We start from the raw sequence: 17,653 nt of genomic DNA, 5'->3' as shown, positions 1-17,653 counted from the left end.
TGGACCGCAGCCCGCCCCGCCGGGATCGGCTCGCATCACGGTCGATCCGGCCTCGGTACGACCCTACCCGCCGTTCGGGTCCAGGCTCTGTGGATCGTTGGGATCCAGGGCGGCACGCGCCTCGTCCCGGCTGGGGTACCCGCACAGCTCGACGAGGTTGCCGGTCGTGGCGACGAAGGCCTCGTAGATGTCGTCATCGAAATGGTTGAGCCAGTCCCCGGCCTTGCCCTTGCGGTAGTGCGCCGTCGGCCCGGTCTCCAGGCGATTCTTGCGCATCCGGGAGAACCCGTGCCGGTCGAGCAGCGCCGTCAACTCGGCCGGAGGCAGGGCGATCCCACAGTGCCGCATCAACTCTTCCACCTCGTCCGCCTGTCGCCCACCGGTCAGATCCTCGTACCGGAAGAGGCGGAACGTGTCGGCGCTGGGCGCGACCACCCACGACCGCAGCGCGGAGAAGAGGTTCTTCTCCGCGAGGTGGTTGATGATGTACAGCAGGCCTTCCTTGCGTGGCTTCTCTTTGAGGATCTTCCGATGGTGCAGGACGTCGCCCATCGGGGTGTGTGAATTCCGCAGCGAGAAGTAACTGGAGACGACGATGTCGCGCGGGTCCCGCATCACGAAGAAGGCCCGGTACTTCTCCGGCTTGGGGATCGCTTCGAAGCGTTTGTAGCCGACGAAGAGCGACGAGGCCACCCGGCCGCGCGGGATGGCGTCAGGGTAACGCCGCCGGTGGACGCGCTGATCGAAGGGCAGCAGGCCGGAGTACTGGTACACGACCGGGTCGCTGAGGATGGCCTTCACCCACTGGCTGCCCGTCTTGCGGACCGTGCAGTGGTAGATGTTGTCGTACTCGCAGCGGGCGACCACCGGGATCGTCAGCCGGCTTCTCGCGATCCGCGTCTCGAGCATCGTCCACCGCACCGCCACCCGCAGGTTGCTGGGCGTGTGGTGCTTGGCGAAGGTGAAGGTCTGTTTGATCAGTGTCCTAGCCCTGTCTCTGCCCGCGGCCCTGTCTCTGCCCGAAGGCGGACGACACGCATCGGCGGATGATGCGCATCTCAGCCTGGGATGATAGTACGCACCTCAGCCTGAGATGATGATGGACCTGTATGGTGCCGGTCAACCTCTGGACTGCCCGTGAACCCCTTCATACTGAGCGTGTCGACCCGGGAGTGGGCGGCGGAGGCCGATGCTGGACCGGGTTTGGCTCGGCTCGTTTGTGGCAAGTAGTTGACACAAATGGGCGACCTGGTTCACCCTGCTTGTACTAGACACTTGACACAAGCGGGAACTCATGACCAGGTCGATCGCTCGGCGCACCGCCGCGCTGCGCTGGGCCGGAGTGGCGGTCGGGGCTGTCGTCGGCGTACTCGCCGGGGAGCTCACGGTACGGCCACCACGTGGGCCGACCCGGACCGCCGCCGTCGAGGTCCGCCGGATCCGCGACTACCTGCCGCGCCGCCTGGGCGGGGTGGTGGGGGTGGCCGGCGGGGTGCTCCTCATCCTGCTCGCTGCGACGACGGCGGCCGGTGACCCCGACGACATGGGTCGCCCGGGACGGGCGCTCATCCGGCGTTGCGCGGCCGGCCTGTACGAGAGCCGCACCCCGTGGCCGGGCTCTTTCTACACGTCCGGGCTGGCGGTCGTCGTGCTGGTCGGCCTACTGATGGCGTACCTCGCCCTGCGCGCCATCGTCCGGCGACCGCGGTCCGGGAATGCCGGCGATGCGGCAGACGACGACGTGCTGCGCAGGCGCGCGGCCCACGTCGTCACCGGCGCGGTCGGCATCCTCGTCGCCATCCCGCTCGCCGGGGTCAGCCTGACGGCGGCCAACGGCCTGCTCGGCACGTCCTGCGCGCCTACCTGGTGGACCGTCACAGGCTGGGTGCTGCTCGCGCTGGCACCGGCAGCGCTCGCGATGGGGGCCTGGTGTGCGGCTGCGGTCCTCCTGCTCACGGACCGGGCCGATCCACCGGTGCGGACGCGATGACCGATCGTCTGGCGTTGACGGTGGTCACCGGTGACCCCACGCCGCCTTACGAACAACTACGCCGTCAGTTGGTCGAACTGATCCGGTACCGCGCGCTGGCCCCCGGCGACCGCCTCCCGCCCGTCCGCCAGCTCGCCGCCGACCTGGGGCTGGCCGCCGGTACGGTGGCCCGTACGTACCGCGAGCTCGAGGTGGCCGGGCTGGTGACCTCCCGGCGTGGCGGCGGCACCCGGGTCGCGGCCGTGCCGCCCGCCGGGCCCGGTCCGGACGAGATGCTGCGTCACCACGCTGCCGCGTTCGTCCGCGAGACGCGTCAACTCGGCGTGGAGGACAGCCAGATCATCTCGGCGGTCGCCCGAGCGCTGGAGGCTTAGACGCATGACCTCGACGCGCAGGTCCGGTAGTCTGCCGTCCAGGAGTTGGGCCGGCTCAAAGGATGTCGAGAACGGCGCGTAGCAGCCGGTTGACCTCGACCATCTCGGCTGGGCTCAGCCGGCCGACGCGCTCGCCAATCGCCTTTTCGACGTCGACGGCACGCAGTTGGTCCAGCATGAGTCGGGTTGGCTCGCCGCGCACGGTGACCTCGGGCCGGAACACGTACGGGTGGGCTGAGGTGGAGGTAGGAGCGACGATCGTCGTTGACAGGTTGAGATCGTCGGACTGCACCACCACGGCGTACCGCGCTCCTTTCCGCTCGTGACCGACGGCATCGCGGGGTGCGCGCAGCCGGTAAACGTCACCACGCACTGAGCTCGTCCATCTCAGCCTGTACCCGGCGAACCTCCGCCAGGTCGTCGATGTTGCCACGAGCGTGCTCCGCGTCGGCCCGCATCTTCGCCCTCAGCGCCTGGTCGGCGTGCTCATCTAGAAGCCGCGTGATGACCTCGTCAATCGGCGCGTCACCGAACTCTTCCGTGCGGGTCCGCATCAGCCGGTCGCGAGTGGCCGTGCTGACCCGGATCGTCGTCGTCGCCATGCAGAGAATTCTACGTTTCAGGCTACTTTTCGTCTACAGCCCGGTCTACTTCCTCCGGCTGCCTGCCGATCCGCTAGCGGATGGATCGGCGGATCGGCTGGTGGTGCAGCGGTTACCAGTCGGTAATGATGGCGGGATGCGGTACGACGTGGTCGTGATCGGGTCCGGGTTCGGGTTCGGCGGCAGCGTCGCCGCGCTGCGGCTCGCCGAGAAGGGCTACTCGGTGCTGGTGCTGGAGGCCGGTCGACGCTTCGCCGACCACGAGTTGCCGCGCACCTCCTGGCGGGTGCGACGGTTCCTGTGGATGCCGGCGCTCGGCTGCTGCCGATGACCGCCCACGTCCTGGGCGGGGCGGTGATCGGCGCCACCCGCTCCGCCGGCGTCGTCGACGCGTACCACCGGGTTTTCGGTTGTCCGGGCCTGCACGTGGTCGACGGCGCGGCGGTGCCGGCCAACCTGGGCGTGAACCCGTCGCTGACCATCGTCGCGCTCGCCGAGCGGGCGATGGCCCACTGGCCGGTCAAGGGCGCGCCGGACCGCCGCCCGCCGGCGAGCTGAGCCGCGACCCTGAACCATCGTCGGGACGGTCCGGCGACGGTCGGTAGGCTTCGTGGACATGAGCACGCCGCGTCCGGTCCTGGTGGTGGACTTCGGAGCCCAGTACGCCCAGCTGATCGCCCGTCGGGTGCGCGAGGCCAAGGTCTACTCGGAGATCGTCCCGCACGACATGCCGGTGGCCGAGATGCTGGCCAAGGAGCCGGCCGCGATCATCCTGTCCGGCGGCCCGGCCAGCGTCTACGCCGACGGTGCCCCGCAGGTCGACCCGAAGCTGTTCGACGGCGGGGTGCCGGTCTTCGGCATCTGCTACGGCTTCCAGGCGATGGCGCTGGCGCTCGGCGGCACGGTCGCGCACACCGGCAACCGGGAGTACGGCGGCACCCCGCTGACCGCCCGCCCCGAGGCCGGGGTGCTGCTGCGGGAACTGCCGACCGAGCTACCGGTGTGGATGAGCCACGGCGACTGTGTGACCGCCGCGCCGGAGGGGTTCACGGTCACCGCCGGTTCGGCCGGGGCACCGGTCGCCGCGTTCGAGGATCTCGCCGGCCGGCGGGCCGGGGTGCAGTTCCACCCGGAGGTGGGGCACACCGCGCACGGCCAGCTGATGCTGACCCGGTTCCTCTATGACATCGCCGGCATCGAGCCGACCTGGACGCCGCAGAACATCATCGACGAGCAGGTGGCCCGGATCCGCGAGCAGGTCGGTGCCAAGGAGGTCATCTGCGGGCTGTCCGGCGGGGTGGACTCGGCGGTCGCCGCCGCGCTGGTGCACCGGGCCGTCGGCGACCAGCTGACCTGCGTCTTCGTCGACCACGGGCTGCTACGGGCGGGGGAGGCCGAGCAGGTCGAGTCGGACTACGTCGCCGCGACCGGGATCAAGCTGAAGGTGGTCGACGCCACCGACCAGTTCCTCGGCGCGCTGGCCGGGGTGACCGACCCGGAGCAGAAGCGCAAGATCATCGGTCGGGAGTTCATCCGGGTCTTCGAGGCGGCGGCCCGCGAGGTGGCCGCCGCCGGTGACGTCGAGTTCCTGGTGCAGGGCACCCTCTACCCGGACGTGGTGGAGTCCGGCGGCGGCACCGGCACCGCCAACATCAAGTCACATCACAACGTTGGCGGGCTGCCGGACGACCTGCAGTTCGCCCTGGTCGAGCCGCTGCGCACGCTGTTCAAGGACGAGGTGCGGGCGCTCGGCCTGCAGCTCGGCCTGCCGGAGGCGATGGTCTGGCGGCACCCGTTCCCCGGCCCGGGTCTGGCGATCCGGATCATCGGCGCGGTCGACCGGCAGCGGCTGGACCTGCTGCGCGCCGCCGATCTGATCGCCCGCGAGGAGCTGACCGCCGCCGGGTTGGACCGTGACGTCTGGCAGTTCCCGGTGGTGCTGCTGGCCGACGTGCGCAGTGTCGGGGTGCAGGGCGACGGGCGCAGCTACGGTCACCCGGTGGTGCTGCGCCCGGTGTCCAGTGAGGACGCCATGACCGCCGACTGGTCCCGGCTGCCGTACGAGGTGATCGGCCGGATCTCCACCCGGATCACCAACGAGGTACCCGAGGTGAACCGGGTGGTGCTGGACGTGACCAGCAAGCCGCCGGGCACCATCGAGTGGGAGTGAGCTGACCGGTCAGTCGGTGGTGTCGCAGCGGCCGGTCAGATCGGTCCCCGGTCGCCGTGCGGCGGCATGGTCGGTGCCGGTGCGGCGGTCGCCGCAGCGGGCCAGGGTGGCGCGGTCGGCGGCTCTTCAGGCATCAGGAACCAGATCACCGGGTAGGTCAGCGCGGCCAGGCCGCCGGTCAGCACGGTGACCACCGCGAAGATCACCCGGACCAGGGTGGGGTCGGTGTCGAAGTAGCGGCCGAGGCCGCTGGCGACACCGGCGATCATGCGGTCCGTGGTGGGTCGCCGGAGCTGCTTGTACGGGGCCTGAGCTGTGGGGTTCTGAGAGGTCGTCATGCTTCAACGGTCCGCGCGGCGGTCCCCGGCGACCTCGGTGACCCCCCGGATCAATACCCTGATCCGTCCCGGAATGCGGCTCTAGGTAGTCAAGTAGTTACCTAGAATACTGTCGCCAATCTGACAGTCGTCCGCACCGACTGGCCACTTGCGGGCAGAATTCGGACTCGTGACTCCCGCCCTAGAGCCGCTTCGCAGGATCGCGGCATACGCTGTCTGTGCCGATTCGGAGGACCGGGTTCTGCTGGTCCGCGCCTCTCCGCGCTCTGGTACACCCGGGGTGTGGTCGCTGCCCGGAGGAGCAGTGGATCACGGGGAGGATCCCAACCACACCGTTGTCCGGGAGACCGCTGCGGAAACCGGCATTTCGGTCGCGGTCACCGGGTTGCGTGACGTGCTCGCCGACATGCGGTCCCTTCCCCGGCGCGGCATCACCCTGCACACCGACCGGTTGATCTACGACGCGTCGATCCGTGGCGGACAGATCTGCCACCGGATCAACCAGCCCACCGACCTGGCCCGGTGGTGCAGCCTGGACGAGGCGAAGCAACTGCCGCTGCGTCCGTTCACCGCCAGCGCGCTCGGCCTGCCACCGGAGACGATCGACCTGCGGCCGGACACCGCTCCCGACTTCCCGTCGTTCTACGCCGTACCGGGGCCGGACGGGCTGCACCGGGCACAACGGTTCGCCGCGTACGCGGTCGCCACCGACCCGGCCCGACGGGTCCTGCTGACCCGGATCGCGCCCGGCTACCCGGGTGCCGGTCGGTGGCATCTGCCCGGCGGTGGCACCGACTACGGCGAGCAGCCCGGCACGGCGCTGATCCGCGAGCTGGTCGAGGAGACCGGCCAGCGTGGCCGGCTGGTCCGGCTGCTGGGCGTGGCCAGCCACCGGGACGCGGCCTCGCTCGGTCCGGAGGGTTACCCGATCGACTGGCACGGGGTGCGCGCCTTCTACCAGGTGGAGGTGGACCGCCCGTCGCTGCCGATCGTCACTGACATCGGTGGCTCGACCTCGGAGGCCCGCTGGTTCGCCCGTACGGATCTGGTCACCATCCGGTCGGAGCTGACCGAGGTGACCGCCGAGGCGGTCGGAGCCGCCCGGCTGGTCTGAGCCCGACCCCGGCGGTGCCTCCGATGCTCGGCGGCGCCGCCGGGAAGGCTGCGGTCGGTGCTAGCTCCAGCTAGCATTGCTTGCTTGAGCTAGCGCGTCGCCGTGAGTAGGTGACCGGTTTGGCCCGGACGAACCGGCATAACTCAGACTGATCTCTCGCCATCCCGCGTCGGCTGTGCAATGGTGTAGGCCGCATAATCGGGCGTCCGGCGCAAGTTGCGCTCCGGACGACCGACCGATGATGGAGGGATCCGTGGCGAGAGCCCCGTGGCGGCGGCGGCGTACGACTGACAGTCCCCGGCCGGCTGGACGCCAATGGGCGGGCCGTCGATGGACCGGTCCGCTTCGTCGTAGTGGCAGCCTGGCCCGCCAGGTCCTGCTGGTGCGGGTCGGCCGCAGCGGCAGCGACCGGCTCCGGTTCGGCCGGCGGTCGGCGGACCCCGTTGGGCGGTACCGGGTCGACCCGCTGACGGCGGCCGAGATCGCCGCGATCGCTCCGCTCAGCCCGGTGGTCGGTCCGGTCGGTCCGGCACCTGCCACCGGTGTCGAGGACCACCCGATCACCCCTGACGACCACACCGCCACCGCGGCTGACCGGCCCGGCGGGCTGCGGCCGGCTGCCGTACCGCTGCTGCCCGGCACCCCGACGGCGGCCCGGCGGGCCGGCTTCGTGCTGGTCAACTCGACCACGCTGGCCAGCCTCACGCTCGGCCTCACCGCCATCTTCCTGGCGATGGAAGGCGACGTACGACCGGCCGCGGTCTGCCTGATCGCCTGCGTGGTCTTCGACGGACTCGACGGGGCGCTGGCCCGCCGGCTCGGGGTGGCGAGCCCGTTCGGCGCGCAGATGGACTCACTCGCCGACATGTGTTCGTTCGGGCTGGCCGCCCCGGTCGTCGTCTACGCCTCGCTGGCCGGCTCGGTCTCCACCACCGCCGCAGCGGTCGCCTGCGCCGTGGTCGCCGGCTGCGCCGCGATCCGGCTGGCCCGGTTCAACGTGTCGCCGTGCGACGGCCGCTTCTTCACCGGCGTACCGACCACGCTGGCCGCCGCCGTCCTCGGTCTCGGCGTGCTGATCGACGTCCCGATCCCCGGTGGTGCGCAGCTGGCGGTCGTGGCGCTGCTGGCCTTCGCGATGGTCTCCAGCTTCCCGTACGCGAAACTGGCCCGGCTGATCAAGCTGCCGCCGTGGCTGTGGGTCGTGCCGGTGGTCGGCGCGTTGATCGACGCGCGGCTGACCTTCGGCCTGACCGTGCTGGCCTACCTGGTGAGCGGGCCGTTGCTCTGGCTGCACCAGCGGCGGGCCGCCTGACCCTGGTGCGCCGGCCGGCCGGACCGGCCGCCAGGCAGGTCGGCCCGGTCGGCCCCGCCGATCAGCGCCAGCGGGCGATCACCGAGCTGCCACCGGCCACCCGGTCACCCGGCCCGACCAGCGCCTCGGCGGCGTCCGCCGGCAGATAGACGTCGGTGCGCGAACCGAACCTGATCAGCCCGAACCGCTCGCCCTTGGCGAGCAGACTGCCGACCGGGGCGCGGTGCACGATCCGGCGGGCCACCATCCCGGTACGCTGCGCGACCACCACCCGGCCGTGGGCGGTCTCCAGCACCGTGTACGCGGCGACGTTGTGCTCGGCGGCCGGCTTCATCGCGGCGGCGAAACCCCCGTCGGTGACGAAGTGGTCGACCACCCGGCCGGCGACCGGACTGCGGTTGACGTGCACGTCGAGCACCGAGAGGAAGACCGCGATCCGCAGGAACTCGGTGGCACCGAGCCGTTCGTCGTGCACCCGCTCCACCGACAGCACCCGGCCGTCGCTCGCCGCGACCACGGCGGTCGGGTCCTCCGGTACGTCGCGTTGCGGGTCGCGGAAGAACGCGGCGACCGGGCCGGCGGCCAACGCCGGCAGCAGCCAGAGCCGGCTCTTCGGCCGAGCCAGCCGGGTCGCCGCAGCCAGCCCGAGGGCGATCCCGGCGGCGGCCACGCCGCTGGAGTCGATGTGCATCCCCCGGGTCAGCGGCACGCTGCTCGTCCGGAACGCCGGCCCCAGCTTGGCGGCCCGGTCGACCGACGCCGGGGTGAACCGCAGCCGGTGCACCCGCACCGGCGGGACGTTGCGCAGCACCAGGTCGCTGCCGACGCCGAAGAGCGCCGCCTGCCGGTCCAGTTCGGCGGCCGCGCCCGAGGTGCCGCCCGGCAGCGCCGCGACGGCCACGGACAGTACGGCGCCTTCGGCGAGGTACTTGCCGTAGCCGTCGATCGTGGCGCGGGCCTGCTCGCCACTTCCGGTGCGGACGGTTCCGACGATCAGCAGGTCGGCCGGGTCGGCGGCCGACACCGTCTCGGTCACCCGGACCCGTTCGTCGACCCACGGGCCGTGGCCGGCGATCTCCGCCCGCAGTTGTGCCGTCTGGTCGGCGCTGGCCGGCACCACGGTCATCGTGTCGCCGGGCAGCAGTGCGTCGATGGCGGCGTCGACCACCACCGACCCTGGGGCCACCTCGACCAGCAGGACGTGCTTCGCCGCGTTGTCCCGGGCGAGTTCGGCGGTCAGCGTCCGGGCGGCGCGCTCGCCGATGTCGACGCGGGTGCGAAGCACAGAAGTGGCTGGTACGGGGGTGTCGGACATGGCGGACGGGCTCCTCGCGGCAATGGTGGGACGCGGACCCAGCATAGGTGCACCACCGGTGGGCTGCAGCGGGCCGTCAACCACCCGACCCGCTGGACGGGGTGGCCGGCTCGTCGGGCGCCGGAGCGTCGGGCGCTGGCTCGTCGGGCGTGGAGGCGTCGAGCGTCGGCTCGTCGGGCGTCGGGGCGGCGGTGTCCGCCGGCCCGACGGCCTGGCCAGCGGCGCCAGCAGGCGGTTCGCTGCGGCCGGACCGCAACGCACCGACCAACCCGAGTACGCCGAGCAGGATCAGCCCGCCGGCGACGATCCAGCCGACCCGGGGCAGCGGTACGTCGACTGACTGGGCGATCAGCCACCAACCGGCGATCAGGAGGAAGATCAGTCCGAAGGTGAGGGAAACGCCGTCGGTGCGGTGCCGTTTCATCGGATGACCTCCAGGTCGCCGGCGTTGATTTCGATCCGTAGGGTGAGTTCTCCGCCGCCGGTCCCGTCCGATCCGAGGTCCTCCACGACGCGGCGGCCCTGCTCGAAGCCGTCCCAGCGGTGGCCGAGCACGGACGCGTTGCCGGCGTTCATGTCAGTCTCGGTCCGGACGTCGACCTCGTCCGGCAGGTAGACGCGGAGTTTGCCGAACGACAGCGAGACCGTCACGTCCTTCTGCCGGTCGGTGAAGTCCACGCCGCGCAGGTCCAGCACGGCGTCGCCGAACGTCGCCTCGTACCGCGAATCCATCTGGCCGTAGGTCGCCGGTTTCCACACCACCGGCTCCGACACGGCCTGGTTGGCCGACTCGGCCAGGCTGGAGACACCGACCGCGGCGGCGGCCGTCAGACCCAGCGCGATGAGCCAGCGGGCCCGGCCGATCCAGGCCCCGACCAGCAGACCGACCGCGATCGTGGCGAGTACCGCCGCGAAGTAGGCCGAGGGCGGCGTGGGCGCCAGGTCGGTCAGGTCGAGCGCGGCGACCAGCCCGAGCACCACGAAGATCATCGAAAAGGTGATGGTGCCCAGCCGGGACCGTTCCTTGCGGGGCCGTGGTGCGGCCGCTGGTGGCGGTGGCACCGGGTGCGGCGGGACCGGAGGCGGCGGGGGGAACTGCCCCGGCGGTCCGCCGCGACCCGCGTACGGGCCGTAGGGCGCGAACGGTGCCCGGTAGCCCCCAGCCGGTGGTGGCGGATACACCGGCGGGTACGCCGGCAGCGGGCGGGTCGGCGGCTCGTCCGGCTGCGGCCCGCCGGGTGCGAGGTCTGCGGTGGCTGCCGGTTGGCCGGCGCCGACCAGTGCGGCCGATCCCGCTGCCGGCCCGTATCCCGGCGGTTGGCCGTACCCGGGTGGCGGCGGGCTGTATCCGGCTGGCGGCGGGCCGTACCCCGGCGGTGGCGGCGCCGGGGGGCCGGCCGGTCGCGGGCCGTCCTCCCGGAGACCGCGGTTGAGCAGCAACGCGCCGCCGATCAGCACCGCCGAACCGAGCAGGACGGCCCGGAACCCGTCGGTGACGATGAAGCCGAACATGACGGCGGCGAGGATGCCGACCACCAGGACGGTGACCGGTGAGGTGCTCGACCGGCCCCGGCCCAGCAAACCTTCCACCGGCGAGGTGCTGTCCCCCTCACTCGGGGTGGCCAGCCACACCACCAGATACACCAGGATGCCGATGCCGCCGAAGAAGCCGAGCACCGCCAGCAGCACCCGCCACAGAACCGGGTCGGTGTTGGTGGCCCGGCCGATGGCCCCGCACACCCCGGCCAGGTACCGGCCCTGACGCGGCCTGATCAACCCGTACCGCGAGGCGAGGGCCTCGGCATGTGGTGGCGGTGGCGGTGGCTGCCAGCCGTACCCGGCGGTGGGGGCGTCCGTCGGCGGGGCCGACGCGGTCCCGTCGGCCGGTTCGCCCGCTGGGCCGTCCGGCTGCGTCGACTCGCCCGTCGGGTCGTCCGGCTGCGTCGACTCGCCCGTCGGGTCGGGCAGCTGCGCCGGTCTGGTCGCTGGGTCGGGTGGCTGCGCCGGTCCAGCTGGCTTGGTCGGGTCGTCGGTCATACTTGTGATCCTCCGTGCCCGGCTGTCCGACCTGCCTCGGGAATCGACCCTGAAGCCACCCTGACTTTCCAGACGGTGGTTGTCCGGGACGTCCCCGTGGTCGCGCGGGTCGTCGCCGTGTGACGATCGAATCGACCGGCCGAATCGACCGGCCGAATTCACCGCCACCGGGCGCCGGCCGGATTTCGGCCGTCAGATCGTCCACGTCCCATCCGCCGAGGAGGCAGCGATCACTACCGCGATCGAGCCGCCACGTCTGTATCGCAGTCGCGAGCAGCGGGTGGTCGCCGGAGTCGCCGCCGGGATCGCCCACCACCTGCGACTGCCGGTGGTCGGCGTACGGGTGGCGTTCGTCGTACTGATCGGGTTCAGCGGACTCGGCGTGCTGCTCTACGCGGCGTTCTGGGCGGTGGTGCCACCCGCGACCGCCGGGCCGCCGAAGCGTCGCGACCTGGGCGAACTACTGCCGTTCGTGGCGATCGGTCTCGGCGTCATCCTGATCCAGGTGCTGGTCTTCGAGTCCAGCGGGGTGAGCGCCACCGCAGGCTGGCTGGTGGCGGTCATCGCGGTCGGGACCGGGATCATCTGGCACCAGTCGGCACCGGAACGGCGGCGGGCCTGGCGGGAGACCCTGCCGCAGGTGCCGTGGCTGGGTGCGGTGGTCGACGAGAGCGACCGCCGGGCCTTCCTGCTGCGGTTCATCGGCGGCGGGCTGCTGGTGGCGGTCGGCGTGATCGGGGTGGTAGCGGTGTATTCGCCCCGGGGCGACTTCGCCGCCGTCGTCAACGGCGTCATCTTCGCCCTGGTCGGTCTCGCCGGGGTCGGGGTGGTCACCGCCCCGGTGCTGTGGCGGACGTTCAACCAGTTGCGCGCCGAGCGGGAAGGCCGGGTCCGGGAGCAGGAGCGGGCCGAACTCGCCGCGATGATCCACGACCAGGTGCTGCACACCTTGGCGCTGATCCAGCGCAACGCCGCCGACCCGAAGGCCGTGCAGCGGCTGGCCCGGGGCCAGGAGCGGACCCTGCGGAACTGGCTCTACAAGCCGACCGCCTCGCCGACCGAGCGGTTCGCGGCGGCGTTGGAGCAGGTCGCGGCCGAGGTGGAGGACACCTTCGGATTGTCCGTCGAAGCGGTCGTGGTGGGTGACCGGGGCACCGACGAACGGGTCGGCGCGCTGGTCGCGGCGACCCGGGAGGCGCTGGTCAACGCGGCGCGGCACGCCGGGGTGCAGACCGTGTCGCTGTACGCGGAGGTGGAGCCGGAGCAGCTCAGTGTCTTCGTCCGGGACCGGGGCGCGGGCTTCGACCCGGCCCGGGTGGGGGACCACCGGCACGGGGTGCGCGGCTCGATCGTCGGCCGGATGCGCCGGCACGGCGGCCGAGCCGAGATCATCAGTACGCCGGGCTCGGGCACCGAGGTCCGGCTGACGCTGCCGGTCGGGCCGGAGAACCGGCAACCTGGGCCGCAGAGTCCGCGGCCCACGCCGGAGCGCCGACAGCCTGGAGAGGGGCAGACATGAGTGAACCGACCAGCCAGCCGGCGGGTGGGGCACCGGAGCAGCCGGACGGACGGCGGTTGCGGGTCTTCCTGGTCGACGACCACGCGATGTTCCGCACCGGGGTCCGCGCCGAACTCGGTGCCCACGTGGATGTGGTGGGCGAGGCGAGCACGGTGGCCGAGGCGGTCAGCGGGATCGCCGCGGTCGGCCCGGACGTGGTGCTGCTCGACGTACACATGCCTGATGGTGGGGGACGGGCGGTGCTGGACGCGGTGCTGCGGGGCTCCGGCGTGGCGCGGCCGTCGGTGCGATTCCTGGCGCTGAGCGTCTCGGACGCGGCGGAGGACGTGATCGGGCTGATCCGGGCCGGCGCCCGTGGATACGTGACGAAGACGATCTCACCGGACGATCTGGCGGCGGCGATCCAACGGGTGGCCGACGGTGACGCGGTGTTCAGCCCTCGGCTGGCCGGGTTCGTGCTGGACGCGTTCGCCGCCCGGTCGGACACGCCGGTGGTGGATCCGGAGCTGGACCAGCTGACCAACCGGGAGCGGGAGGTGCTGCGGCTGCTCGCCCGGGGCTACGCCTACAAGGAGATCGCCAAGGAGCTGTTCATCTCGATCAAGACGGTGGAGACCCACGTCTCGAACGTGCTGCGCAAGCTGCAGATGTCGAACCGGTACGAACTGTCCAGATGGGCGGCGGACCGCCGGCTCATCTGATCGACCAGCGGACTTGCTCTATCTCCCGGATGGTGGGAACCTGGTTGGCGATCCGTCCGCAGTCGATCACGGCGGGCCTGGTTGTGGGCTCGCGGTGGGTCTGCTGCGGACCGGTGTTAACCCTGAGGTTACAAGCCGGCAATTGCCGTCAATCCGGCATCCGGGCACCTCAGACAAGTGGTGACTAATCGTATTGACTTGACATCCGAACGTGATGGAGGGGTCGCGGGGAAGGTCACACGAGGGCGTTCCTACTCTGCGGTAATAAAGGTTGTACAGTGGTCCGATGCCCAGGTCAGGGCGGGTCTGAGCGACGGTTGAGTGATCTTGACCGGAGTATCGGGGCCGTCCCGGCCGCGTATCACCTTGATAACGGCACCTTCACGCAACGGGCTACCTGGTGTCACAGTGTCAGTCACCTCACAACCCCCCCGTGAGCGCCCTGAGGAGGCTCTCCCATGCGTGGGAAAACCCTAAAGGTGGCGGTCGCAGCGACCGCCATCGCTCTGTTCGCCACCGCTTGCAGTAGCGACGGCGAAGACACCACGGAGAACAACAACTCCGGCGGTACGCTTCGCATCTATGCCTCGGAGCCGGCGTTCCTGCTGCCGTCCGCTGGTGACGACGAGCCGTCCATCCTGGTCATCCGCCAGCTCTACCGTGGTCTGGTCAAATACAACGCCGAGACCGGTGAGCCGGAGAACGACCTCGCCGAGTCGATCGAGTCCGAGGACAACAAGACCTGGACGGTCACGCTCAAGGACGGCTACACCTTCGACAACGGTGAGCCGGTCAACGCCGACGCCTTCATCCGGGCGTGGAACTACACGGCGTACGGGCCGAACGCCCAGAACAACGCGTACTTCATGAAGCGCATCGCCGGCATCGACGAGGTCAGCGGCGAGGAGCCGGCGGCCGAGGAGCTCTCTGGCCTGCAGCAGGTCGACGACCTGACCTTCACCGTCGAGCTGAAGGAGCCGTTCGCCGGCTTCCCGGCGATCGTCGGCTACTCCGGCTTCTTCCCGATGGCCGAGGCCTGCCTCGCAGACACCGACGCCTGCAACGAGACCCCGATCGGCAACGGTCCGTACAAGATCGACGGCAGCTGGGAGCACGACCAGCGGATCCAGCTGGCGCGCAGCGAGACCTGGGCCGGCGAGGAAAAGGGCGCGGCCGACGTCCTGGACTACAAGATCTACGCCGATGTGGACGCCGGCTACGCCGCCTTCCAGTCCGGTGAGCTGGACGTGATGTACACCATCCCGCCGGCGCGGTACCAGGAGGCCAAGCAGCAGTACGGCGACCGGATGTACGAGGCCCCCGGCGACAGCTTCACCTACGTCGGCTTCCCGACCTACGACGAGCGCTTCGCCGACAAGCGGGTCCGGCAGGCCTTCTCGCTCGCGCTCGACCGGCAGGGCATCATCGACGCCGTCTTCGACGGCCGGTTCACCCCCGCCGAGGGCGTCGTGGCACCGACCTTCGACGGCTACCGCCCGGGTGTCTGCGAGTACTGCACCCAGGACGTCGAGCGGGCCAAGGAGCTGCTGGAAGACGCCGGCGGCTGGGACGGCGAGCCGCTGGTGCTGTGGGCCAACGCCGGTGCCGGTCACGAGCAGTGGCTGCAGGCGGTCGGCGACCAGCTGAAGGCCGCGCTGGGCATCGACTACGAGCTGAAGGTCAACCTGCAGTTCCCCGAGTACCTGGCGACCGCCGACGAGAAGGAGTTCACCGGTCCGTTCCGGCTCGGCTGGGGCCCGGACTACCCGGTGGTCGAGACCTACCTCTACCCGCTCTACGGCTCCGGTTCGGACAGCAACAGCTCGGGCTACAACAACCCCGACTTCGACGCGCTGATCGCCCAGGGCGACGCCGCGGCGGACCTCGAGGCGGCGATCCCGTTCTACAACCAGGCCGAGGACATCATCGTGGAGGACATGCCGGTCATCCCGATGTGGTTCAGCAAGATCGCCGCGCTGTACGGCGAGAACGTCGACGAGTTCCACTGGAACAAGATCTCGGACGCTGAGTACGGCAAGATCACTCTGAAGAACTCCTGACCTGCGAGTCTGACTGATCAAGTCGTAACGCGACGTGGCGGCAACGGGAACTCCCACGAGGGGGCCTGTTGCCGCCACGTTTAGCGCCGAGAGGAGACCCCCCAGATGGGGCGCTACGTCATCCGACGGTTGCTCCAGTTCATCCCCACCGTGCTGGGCACCATGTTCCTACTGCACTACGTCACGTCGCTGGGCATCCAGTTCAGCGGCAACCCGGTCCGGGCGATCTTCGGCGACCGCAAGCCGACCGAAGAGCAGCTCGCCGCCATGACCGAGAAGCTCGGCTTCGGCGACCCCTGCCTGGAGCAGCCGGGCAACCCGTGCTTCGGTCTGTTCGTCGACCGCCTGCAGGACATCTTCCTGCGCTTCGACTTCGGCATCAACCTGCAGAAGGAGCCGGTCACCGAACTGGTCTCCCGGGCCCTGCCGCACACCCTCAAGCTGGTGCTCATCGCCATCGTCTTCGAGGCGGTCATCGGCATCTTCGCCGGCGTCCTGGCTGGCCTGCGTAACGGCAGCTTCTGGGACTACCTGGTGAAGATCTCCACGGTCTTCGTCATCTCCGTGCCGATCTTCGTCCTCGGCGTCGTGGTCCGCCAGTACGTCGGCGTCGAGTTCGGCAACGTCCTGCGCGGGCAGGACTGGATACCGGAAGTGATCTCCCGTGGCGTCTTCGGCGCCGGGTTCATCGCCGACTACCCGACCGCCAGCCTGGTCATCCCCGGCATGGTGCTCGGCGCGGTCTCCCTGGCCACCACCGCCCGGCTCACCCGGACCAGCATCATGGAGAACGTCCGGGCCGACTACGTGCGTACCGCCAAGGCCAAGGGTCTGGCGAACCGGCGGGTCATCGGCGTGCACACGCTGCGCAACTCGCTGATCCCGGTGATCACGTACCTCGGTGTCGACATCGGCTCGCTGATGGGCGGCGCGGTGGTCACCGAGCGGATCTTCAACGTACGCGGTATCGGATCGTTGGTCGCCCAGGCCGCCACCTCCGGTGAAGCCTCGGTGGCGATCGGCGTGGTGACCATGCTGGTCATGGTCTTCCTGCTGGTGAACCTGCTGGTGGACCTGCTTTACGCGGTCCTCGACCCGAGGATCCGCTATGAGTGATCGCAATGGACCGAACATCCGGCCCGGTGCCGTGTTGATCCACGGCGGACCGAGCGTAGCGAGGTGCCACCATGAGTGACCCGACCCATCCCACTGCCCCCGCCGGCGGCACCGAGGTGGCACCACCGCCACCCGAACCGGCCCCGGCCACCACCGAACGCAACGCCAGCCTGTGGGCCGACGCCCGGCGGCAACTGCTGCGTGACCCGGTCTTCATCGCCGCGTCGATCTACGTGCTGCTGGTCGCGTCGATGGCCGCCTTCCCCACCCTGTGGACCCGGCAGGACCCGCGCGCCTGCGACGTCCAGCGGACCCGGATCGGGCCCAGCTGGGAGCACCCGTTCGGGTTCAACAACCTGGGCTGCGACTACTACTCGCACGCCATCCACGGGGCCCGGCCGTCGCTGCAGATCGCGATCTTCGCCACGCTGGGCATTGTCGTTTTCGGTGGCATCGCCGGGCTGCTCGCCGGCTACTTCGGCGGCTGGGTGGACGCGATCATCTCGCGGATCACCGACATCTTCTTCTCGTTGCCGTTCCTGCTCGGCGCGATCGTCTTCCTGACGGTGATCAAGCAGCAGAATGTCTGGACGCTGGCCGCCGTCCTGGTCGTGCTCGGCTGGACCACCATCGCCCGGATCATGCGGGGCAGCGTGCTGTCCTCCAAGGGCCTGGACTACGTGCAGGCGGCCAAGGCGATGGGGGCCGGGCACGGTCGACTGATGTTCCGGCACATCCTGCCGAACGCGATCGCCCCGATGGTCGTCTACGCGACGATCACCCTGGGCGCGTTCGTCTCCGCCGAGGCGACGCTGACCTACCTCGGTGTCGGTCTGCAGCCACCGGAGGAGTCCTGGGGGATCATGATCTCCCAACATCAGGTCTACTTCCTCGACCACCCGTGGCTGCTGCTCTTCCCGTGCGGGCTGCTGGTCGGCACGGTGCTCTCCTTCATCCTCATGGGCGACGCGCTGCGCGACGCCCTCGACCCGAAGCTGCGGTGAG

General features: G+C 70.4%; 18 protein-coding genes and 1 pseudogene. 12 read left to right on the top strand and 7 right to left on the bottom strand.

Going from position 1 to position 17,653, the window contains the following annotated elements:
• Positions 1–63: 63 nt before the first annotated feature.
• Positions 64–981, bottom strand: coding sequence for a sulfotransferase domain-containing protein (locus tag EDC02_RS32650; protein ID WP_233606711.1), 918 nt, complete (start codon positions 979–981; stop codon positions 64–66).
• Positions 982–1,294: 313 nt separating this feature from the next.
• Here EDC02_RS32650 and EDC02_RS32645 point away from each other — a divergent pair, with 313 nt between their 5' ends.
• Both EDC02_RS32645 and EDC02_RS32640 read left to right on the top strand, forming a co-directional pair.
• Positions 1,295–1,990, top strand: a complete 696-nt coding sequence (locus tag EDC02_RS32645; RefSeq protein WP_123606060.1) for a hypothetical protein — start codon at positions 1,295–1,297, stop codon at positions 1,988–1,990.
• On the top strand, positions 1,987–2,364 hold the full coding sequence (locus EDC02_RS32640; protein WP_123606059.1) for a GntR family transcriptional regulator: 378 nt from the start codon (positions 1,987–1,989) through the stop codon (positions 2,362–2,364). The genes EDC02_RS32645 and EDC02_RS32640 overlap by 4 nt, the downstream gene beginning before the upstream one ends.
• Positions 2,365–2,419: 55 nt before the next feature.
• Here EDC02_RS32640 and EDC02_RS32635 read toward each other — a convergent pair whose 3' ends face one another.
• The gene (locus tag EDC02_RS32635; RefSeq protein WP_123606058.1) at positions 2,420–2,737 is read right to left on the bottom strand and encodes a type II toxin-antitoxin system PemK/MazF family toxin; all 318 of its coding nucleotides are present in this window, start codon (positions 2,735–2,737) and stop codon (positions 2,420–2,422) included.
• Positions 2,727–2,966, bottom strand: coding sequence for a hypothetical protein (locus EDC02_RS40560; RefSeq protein WP_158632395.1), 240 nt, complete (start codon positions 2,964–2,966; stop codon positions 2,727–2,729). The genes EDC02_RS32635 and EDC02_RS40560 overlap by 11 nt, the downstream gene beginning before the upstream one ends.
• Here EDC02_RS40560 and EDC02_RS42975 point away from each other — a divergent pair.
• From EDC02_RS42975 to guaA, 3 genes and pseudogenes are all read left to right on the top strand, one after another.
• Positions 2,869–3,297, top strand: a complete 429-nt coding sequence (locus EDC02_RS42975) for an NAD(P)-binding protein (protein ID WP_370461592.1) — start codon at positions 2,869–2,871, stop codon at positions 3,295–3,297. The two genes, EDC02_RS40560 and EDC02_RS42975, sit on opposite strands and share 98 nt — an antisense overlap.
• Positions 3,288–3,524 (top strand): annotated as a pseudogene (locus EDC02_RS32625) (GMC oxidoreductase); the annotation flags it as partial. The gene EDC02_RS42975 and the pseudogene EDC02_RS32625, both read left to right, overlap by 10 nt.
• A 58-nt stretch (positions 3,525–3,582) precedes the next feature.
• Positions 3,583–5,136: a glutamine-hydrolyzing GMP synthase gene (gene guaA, locus EDC02_RS32620; RefSeq protein ID WP_123607325.1), complete on the top strand. Its 1,554-nt coding sequence runs from the start codon at positions 3,583–3,585 to the stop codon at positions 5,134–5,136.
• Positions 5,137–5,171: 35 nt separating this feature from the next.
• Here guaA and EDC02_RS32615 read toward each other — a convergent pair whose 3' ends face one another.
• On the bottom strand, positions 5,172–5,474 hold the full coding sequence (locus tag EDC02_RS32615; RefSeq protein WP_123606056.1) for a PspC domain-containing protein: 303 nt from the start codon (positions 5,472–5,474) through the stop codon (positions 5,172–5,174).
• Positions 5,475–5,643: 169 nt separating this feature from the next.
• On the opposite strand from EDC02_RS32615, the gene EDC02_RS32610 reads away from it, so the two are divergent.
• Both EDC02_RS32610 and EDC02_RS32605 read left to right on the top strand, forming a co-directional pair.
• Positions 5,644–6,588: an NUDIX hydrolase gene (locus EDC02_RS32610; RefSeq protein ID WP_123606055.1), complete on the top strand. Its 945-nt coding sequence runs from the start codon at positions 5,644–5,646 to the stop codon at positions 6,586–6,588.
• Between the two features lie 253 nt (positions 6,589–6,841).
• On the top strand, positions 6,842–7,900 hold the full coding sequence (locus tag EDC02_RS32605; RefSeq protein WP_233606565.1) for a phosphatidylcholine/phosphatidylserine synthase: 1,059 nt from the start codon (positions 6,842–6,844) through the stop codon (positions 7,898–7,900).
• Between the two features lie 61 nt (positions 7,901–7,961).
• Here the strand turns inward: EDC02_RS32605 and EDC02_RS32600 are convergent, their stop codons facing one another.
• The 3 genes from EDC02_RS32600 to EDC02_RS42575 form a co-directional block, all read right to left on the bottom strand.
• Positions 7,962–9,215, bottom strand: a complete 1,254-nt coding sequence (locus tag EDC02_RS32600) for a phosphatidylserine decarboxylase (protein ID WP_123606053.1) — start codon at positions 9,213–9,215, stop codon at positions 7,962–7,964.
• Between the two features lie 76 nt (positions 9,216–9,291).
• On the bottom strand, positions 9,292–9,639 hold the full coding sequence (locus EDC02_RS42045; protein ID WP_233606564.1) for a hypothetical protein: 348 nt from the start codon (positions 9,637–9,639) through the stop codon (positions 9,292–9,294).
• Positions 9,636–11,252 carry a PspC domain-containing protein gene (locus EDC02_RS42575; RefSeq protein ID WP_123606052.1) on the bottom strand — a complete coding sequence of 539 codons (1,617 nt, stop codon included), beginning with the start codon at positions 11,250–11,252 and terminating at the stop codon, positions 9,636–9,638. The genes EDC02_RS42045 and EDC02_RS42575 overlap by 4 nt, the downstream gene beginning before the upstream one ends.
• Before the next feature lie 196 nt (positions 11,253–11,448).
• Here EDC02_RS42575 and EDC02_RS32585 point away from each other — a divergent pair, with 196 nt between their 5' ends.
• The 5 genes from EDC02_RS32585 (at position 11,449) to EDC02_RS32565 (ending at position 17,652) form a co-directional block, all read left to right on the top strand.
• Positions 11,449–12,771: a PspC domain-containing protein gene (locus tag EDC02_RS32585; RefSeq protein WP_370461623.1), complete on the top strand. Its 1,323-nt coding sequence runs from the start codon at positions 11,449–11,451 to the stop codon at positions 12,769–12,771.
• Positions 12,768–13,472: a response regulator transcription factor gene (locus EDC02_RS32580; RefSeq protein WP_123606051.1), complete on the top strand. Its 705-nt coding sequence runs from the start codon at positions 12,768–12,770 to the stop codon at positions 13,470–13,472. The genes EDC02_RS32585 and EDC02_RS32580 overlap by 4 nt, the downstream gene beginning before the upstream one ends.
• A 458-nt stretch (positions 13,473–13,930) precedes the next feature.
• On the top strand, positions 13,931–15,532 hold the full coding sequence (locus EDC02_RS32575) for an ABC transporter substrate-binding protein (protein ID WP_123606050.1): 1,602 nt from the start codon (positions 13,931–13,933) through the stop codon (positions 15,530–15,532).
• A gap of 105 nt (positions 15,533–15,637) precedes the next feature.
• The gene (locus EDC02_RS32570; protein WP_123606049.1) at positions 15,638–16,648 is read left to right on the top strand and encodes an ABC transporter permease; all 1,011 of its coding nucleotides are present in this window, start codon (positions 15,638–15,640) and stop codon (positions 16,646–16,648) included.
• A 71-nt stretch (positions 16,649–16,719) separates the two neighbouring features.
• Positions 16,720–17,652: an ABC transporter permease gene (locus tag EDC02_RS32565; RefSeq protein WP_123606048.1), complete on the top strand. Its 933-nt coding sequence runs from the start codon at positions 16,720–16,722 to the stop codon at positions 17,650–17,652.
• The last annotated feature ends 1 nt before the right edge of the window (position 17,653 follow it).

Source organism: Micromonospora sp. Llam0, assembly GCF_003751085.1.
Lineage (GTDB): Bacteria > Actinomycetota > Actinomycetes > Mycobacteriales > Micromonosporaceae > Micromonospora_E.
The sequence above is the reverse complement of the archived record's forward strand: the minus strand, read 5'-3'. Positions and strand labels throughout refer to the sequence as shown.

Bases quoted from the DNA above. Each gene is read 5' to 3' on its own strand.
- EDC02_RS40560 (WP_158632395.1), bottom strand. From the start codon at position 2,966: ATGGCGACGACGACGATCCGGGTCAGCACGGCCACTCGCGACCGGCTG.
- EDC02_RS32570 (WP_123606049.1), top strand. From the start codon at position 15,638: ATGGGGCGCTACGTCATCCGACGGTTGCTCCAGTTCATCCCCACCGTG.
- EDC02_RS32565 (WP_123606048.1), top strand. From the start codon at position 16,720: ATGAGTGACCCGACCCATCCCACTGCCCCCGCCGGCGGCACCGAGGTG.
- EDC02_RS42975 (WP_370461592.1), top strand. From the start codon at position 2,869: ATGACCTCGTCAATCGGCGCGTCACCGAACTCTTCCGTGCGGGTCCGC.
- guaA (WP_123607325.1), top strand. From the start codon at position 3,583: ATGAGCACGCCGCGTCCGGTCCTGGTGGTGGACTTCGGAGCCCAGTAC.
- EDC02_RS32575 (WP_123606050.1), top strand. From the start codon at position 13,931: ATGCGTGGGAAAACCCTAAAGGTGGCGGTCGCAGCGACCGCCATCGCT.
- EDC02_RS32645 (WP_123606060.1), top strand. From the start codon at position 1,295: ATGACCAGGTCGATCGCTCGGCGCACCGCCGCGCTGCGCTGGGCCGGA.
- EDC02_RS32615 (WP_123606056.1), bottom strand. From the start codon at position 5,474: ATGACGACCTCTCAGAACCCCACAGCTCAGGCCCCGTACAAGCAGCTC.
- EDC02_RS32580 (WP_123606051.1), top strand. From the start codon at position 12,768: ATGAGTGAACCGACCAGCCAGCCGGCGGGTGGGGCACCGGAGCAGCCG.
- EDC02_RS32600 (WP_123606053.1), bottom strand. From the start codon at position 9,215: ATGTCCGACACCCCCGTACCAGCCACTTCTGTGCTTCGCACCCGCGTC.
- EDC02_RS42045 (WP_233606564.1), bottom strand. From the start codon at position 9,639: ATGAAACGGCACCGCACCGACGGCGTTTCCCTCACCTTCGGACTGATC.
- EDC02_RS42575 (WP_123606052.1), bottom strand. From the start codon at position 11,252: ATGACCGACGACCCGACCAAGCCAGCTGGACCGGCGCAGCCACCCGAC.
- EDC02_RS32640 (WP_123606059.1), top strand. From the start codon at position 1,987: ATGACCGATCGTCTGGCGTTGACGGTGGTCACCGGTGACCCCACGCCG.